Origin of the sequence: Sandaracinobacter sp. (genome assembly GCF_041909755.1) — a bacterium.
Classification (GTDB): domain Bacteria; phylum Pseudomonadota; class Alphaproteobacteria; order Sphingomonadales; family Sphingomonadaceae; genus Sandaracinobacteroides.
Map to the genome: position 1 here is coordinate 1 of NZ_JAYRCW010000142.1, position 3,997 is coordinate 3,997.

Sequence of the window (3,997 nt, forward strand, 5' to 3'; positions counted from 1 at the left end):
CGGCGCCGCGCGGCAAGGGCGGCAAGGTCACCCTGCTCGATCTCAACGACCGCATCTGCAAATGGCCGATCGGCCATCCGGACGAAGCGGATTTCCATTTCTGCGGAAAGCCGGTGAATCCGGGCTTCCCCTATTGCGGCGAACATTGCCTGGTGGCCTATCAGGCCCAGATGCCCCGCCGCGATCGCCCGGCGGGCCCACCCAGGCCCTTCGGTCCGAATCTGCCAAGGCCTCGCTGACAGCCGGATCGATCAGCGCTGACGCCACGCCCGGCGTCGGCGCGACCGGTCAGGTCACGGCCTCATCCAGCCCATCGGGCTGAATCTCTCCGCACCTCTGGCCGGGCCTTCACAGGGTCCGCAACCAGCGCGCCGCGCTGCCGCCCGCAGCCTTGCGCCAAAAAAATCCCCCCGGTGTTGCCACCGGGGGGAGGTTGGTTCCTTGGGGAGGAAATCATGGGCGGGCGCCGGGGTCACCCGGCGCCGCCGAACTCAGTAATTGTAGGCGCGCTCGCCATGCTCGCCGAGGTCGAGGCCTTCGCGCTCCACCTCTTCGCTCACCCGCAGGCCGGTCAGGGCCTTGGCGATGTAGAAGGCGATGGCGGCGCCCACGGCGGACCAGACGATGGCAACCGCCACCGACTTCACCTGGATCCACACCTGCGGCCACAGGGCATAATCGTCGCCCGCCGGGCCGCCCAGCACGGTCAGCATGGTGAAGGCCGTTCCGATCGAGCCGATGATGCCCGCGACGCCATGGATGCCGAACACGTCCAGCGAGTCGTCGAAGCCCAGCTTCGGCTTCACCTTCATCACGAAGATGCAGGCCGCCGTCGCACCGATCGCGCCCAGCAGGATGCCGCCGAACGGGCCGGAATTGCCGGCCGCCGGCGTGATCGCCACCAGGCCCGCAATCGCGCCGGAACAGGCGCCCAGCAAAGAGCCGGAGTGGCCCAGCAGCTTTTCCGTGAGCATCCAGAACAGCACCCCGGCCGCCGTCGCGGTGAAGGTGTTGATCAGCGCCAGCCCGGCCGAGCCATTGGCTTCCAGCGCAGACCCGGCGTTGAAGCCGAACCAGCCCACCCACAGCAGGCCGGTGCCGATCAGCGTCATCGTCAGGCTGTGCGGCGCAATCAGTTCCTTCTGGTAACCGATGCGCTTGCCCAGGATCAGCGCGCCGACCAGCGCGGAAATGCCCGCGTTGATGTGCACCACGGTGCCACCCGCGAAGTCCAGCGCGCCCCAGCCGAAGATCAGGCCGGTCGCCGCATCGTCACCGCCCAGGTACCACACCATGTGCGCGATCGGATAATAGACGATCGTCAGCCAGACGATGGCGAACACCATCAGGGCCGAAAACTTCATCCGCTCCACAAGCCCGCCCACGACCAGCGCAACGGTGATCGCGGAGAAGGTCATCTGGAAGGCGATGAAGACGAATTCAGGGATGACGACCCCGTCGCTGAAGGTGGCGACGGTCGAGTCGGCATTGACGCCCGCAAGGAAGAACTTGCCGGTCGAAACGAACTGGTTGGCGTCTCCGCCGAAGGACAGCCCGTACCCAAAGATCACCCACATCACCATCGCCAGGCTCGCGACGCCCAGGATCTGGGTGAGGACGGAGGCCATGTTCTTGGTGCGGACAAGGCCGCCATAGAATAGCGCGAGGCCCGGCACGATCATCAGCATGACGAGGACAGTCGAAACCATCATCCAGGCCGTGTCGCCCTTGTCGGGAACCGGTACGGCCGGGGCGGCTTCGGCCACGGGGGCCGCCGCAGCGGCGACGGGGGCGGCGGCTTCGGCGGCAACCGTTGCAGCCGCGTCGGCGGCAGTCGCAGCGGCCGTCACGGCCTCCTGCGCCAGCGCGGGATGCGCGGCGACAAGGCCGGCCATCCCCAGTCCCAGGGCAATCTTGCCCCAGGGCAGGTGTCGCAATTCCATGTGGGACCCCTCCTTGAACAGGCCGGGCTTCCCGCCCGCCTCGAATTCAGAGCGCGGACGCATCAGAGCGCCGTCTCGTTGGTTTCACCGGTGCGGATGCGAACCGCCCCGGCAATGTCGAAGATGAAGATCTTGCCGTCGCCGATGGCCCCGGTATGGGCCGCCTGCTGGATGGCTTCCACGGCGCGCGGCGCGAGATCGGCGGGCACCGCCGTCTCGATCTTCACCTTCGGCACCATGTTCGTGGTGTATTCAGCCCCACGATAGATCTCGGTCTGGCCCTTCTGGCGGCCGAACCCCTTCACTTCGGTCACGGTCAGGCCCGTCACGCCCAGCGCGGTCAGCGCCTCCCGGACGTCGTCGAGCTTGAACGGCTTGATCACGGCGACGATGAATTTCACGGCTGCCGAACCCCTTTTCTGCTGGGCAGGCACGCATGCACCTGCAATCGCAGCTTCATGCAGGAACCATGCCAAGTTCCCACACTGCCGCATTGCAGCAAAATCGGCTATCGATTGCCCATTTTCACGGCAGTCGCCGCATCGGCCATTTTGGCCTGCCTGAAAATCAGGCAGTTCCGCCGACAGTCAGCCCTTCCACCAGCAGGGTCGGCTGCCCCACGCCCGCCGGCACCGATTGCCCGCCCTTGCCGCAGGTGCCGATGCCTTCGTCCAGCGCCATGTCGTTGCCGATGGCGACGATCTTCTGCATCACCTCGGGCCCGTTGCCGATCAGCGTCGCGCCCTTCACCGGTGCGCCGATCTTCCCGTCTTCCACCAGATAGGCCTCGGTGCAGCTGAACACGAACTTGCCCGACACGATGTCCACCTGCCCGCCGCCGAAGCTCCGGGCATAAAGGCCCTTCTTCACGCCGCGCAGGATCTCGCCCGGATCTTCCGTTCCCGCGGCCATGAAGGTGTTGGTCATGCGCGGCATCGGGGGGTGGCGAAAGCTTTCCCGCCGCCCGTTGCCGGTCGCCGCCACGCCCATCAGCCGGGCGTTCATCCTGTCCTGCATATAGCCGCGCAGATAGCCGTCCTCGATCAGCACCGTCCGCTCCGTCGGCGTGCCTTCGTCGTCCACGCTCAGCGATCCGCGCCGGTCGGCCAGCGTGCCGTCGTCGATCACCGTCACGCCGGGGCTCGCCACCCGTTCGCCCACGCGGCCCGAAAAGGCGGAGCTGCCCTTGCGGTTGAAATCGCCTTCCAGCCCATGGCCCACCGCCTCGTGCAGCAGGATGCCCGGCCAGCCCGGCCCCAGCACCACCGGCATCACCCCGGCCGGCGCCGGCACGCTTTCCAGGTTGGTCAGCGCCTGCGCAAGCGCCAGGTCGATGGCGCGCTCCCACTCGCCCTCCTCGAACAGCCGGTCATACAGCTGCCGCCCGCCAAAGCCCCAGCTGCCCGATTCCCGCCGCCCGTCCTTCTCGGCGACGATCCCAACGTTCAGCCGCACCAGCGGCCGCACATCCTTCACCCGCACGCCATCGGCGCGGATGATCTCCACATGGCTCCAGCTGGCCGCCAGGCTCGCCGTCACCTGCGCCACGCGCGGGTCCTTCGCCCGCGCCACCGCGTCGATCCGCTCCAGCAGCTTCACCTTTTCCGCAAACGGCACCGCCGACAGCGGATCGGCATCGGTATAGAGCCGCCGGTTCGTGCCGCGCGGGGCGTCCGCCGCCGCCACGCCGCCATGCCCGGCCTTCACCACCGCCACCGTTTCCGCCGCGCGCCGGATGGCGGCCGCCGAAATCTCGTTGGCATGGGCATAGGCGCTCACCTCGCCCGCCACGCCGCGCAGGCCAAAGCCCCGGCTCTGGTCAAAGCTCGCGGATTTCAGCCGCCCGTCATCAAAGGCAAAGCTCTCCGACGCGGCGACCTGCAGAAACAGCTCGCCATCCTCCAGCCCGTCCAGCGCCTGTTTCGTCAGCCGCTCGGCCTCGTGCGGATCCAGTTCGGAATAGAGAAGTTCGTCCATGCCCCCGAAATTGGGGCATGGACGCCAAACGCCTAGTGGTGGTCGCCGCCCTCTTCGCCGTCCAGCACGAAGCGGCG

At 67.5% G+C, this 3,997-nt stretch carries 4 protein-coding genes; 1 reads left to right on the forward strand and 3 read right to left on the reverse strand.

Translation table 11 applies throughout. The features are described from left to right. Positions 1-239: GcrA family cell cycle regulator (locus ACE3O8_RS13040; protein WP_374390418.1), on the forward strand; the 239-nt coding region annotated here is incomplete at its 5' end. 252 nt (positions 240-491) lie between these two features. Here the strand turns inward: ACE3O8_RS13040 and ACE3O8_RS13045 are convergent. The 3 genes from ACE3O8_RS13045 to tldD form a co-directional block, all read right to left on the reverse strand. Beyond that, entirely contained in the window at positions 492-1,895 is a 1,404-nt protein-coding gene (locus ACE3O8_RS13045; protein ID WP_374390424.1) for an ammonium transporter, read from the reverse strand. Positions 1,896-2,005: 110 nt separating this feature from the next. Beyond that, positions 2,006-2,344, reverse strand: coding sequence for a P-II family nitrogen regulator (locus ACE3O8_RS13050; RefSeq protein WP_374390420.1), 339 nt, complete (start codon positions 2,342-2,344; stop codon positions 2,006-2,008). A gap of 166 nt (positions 2,345-2,510) precedes the next feature. Further along, entirely contained in the window at positions 2,511-3,920 is a 1,410-nt protein-coding gene (tldD, locus tag ACE3O8_RS13055; RefSeq protein ID WP_374390422.1) for a metalloprotease TldD, read from the reverse strand. Positions 3,921-3,997: the final 77 nt, after the last annotated feature.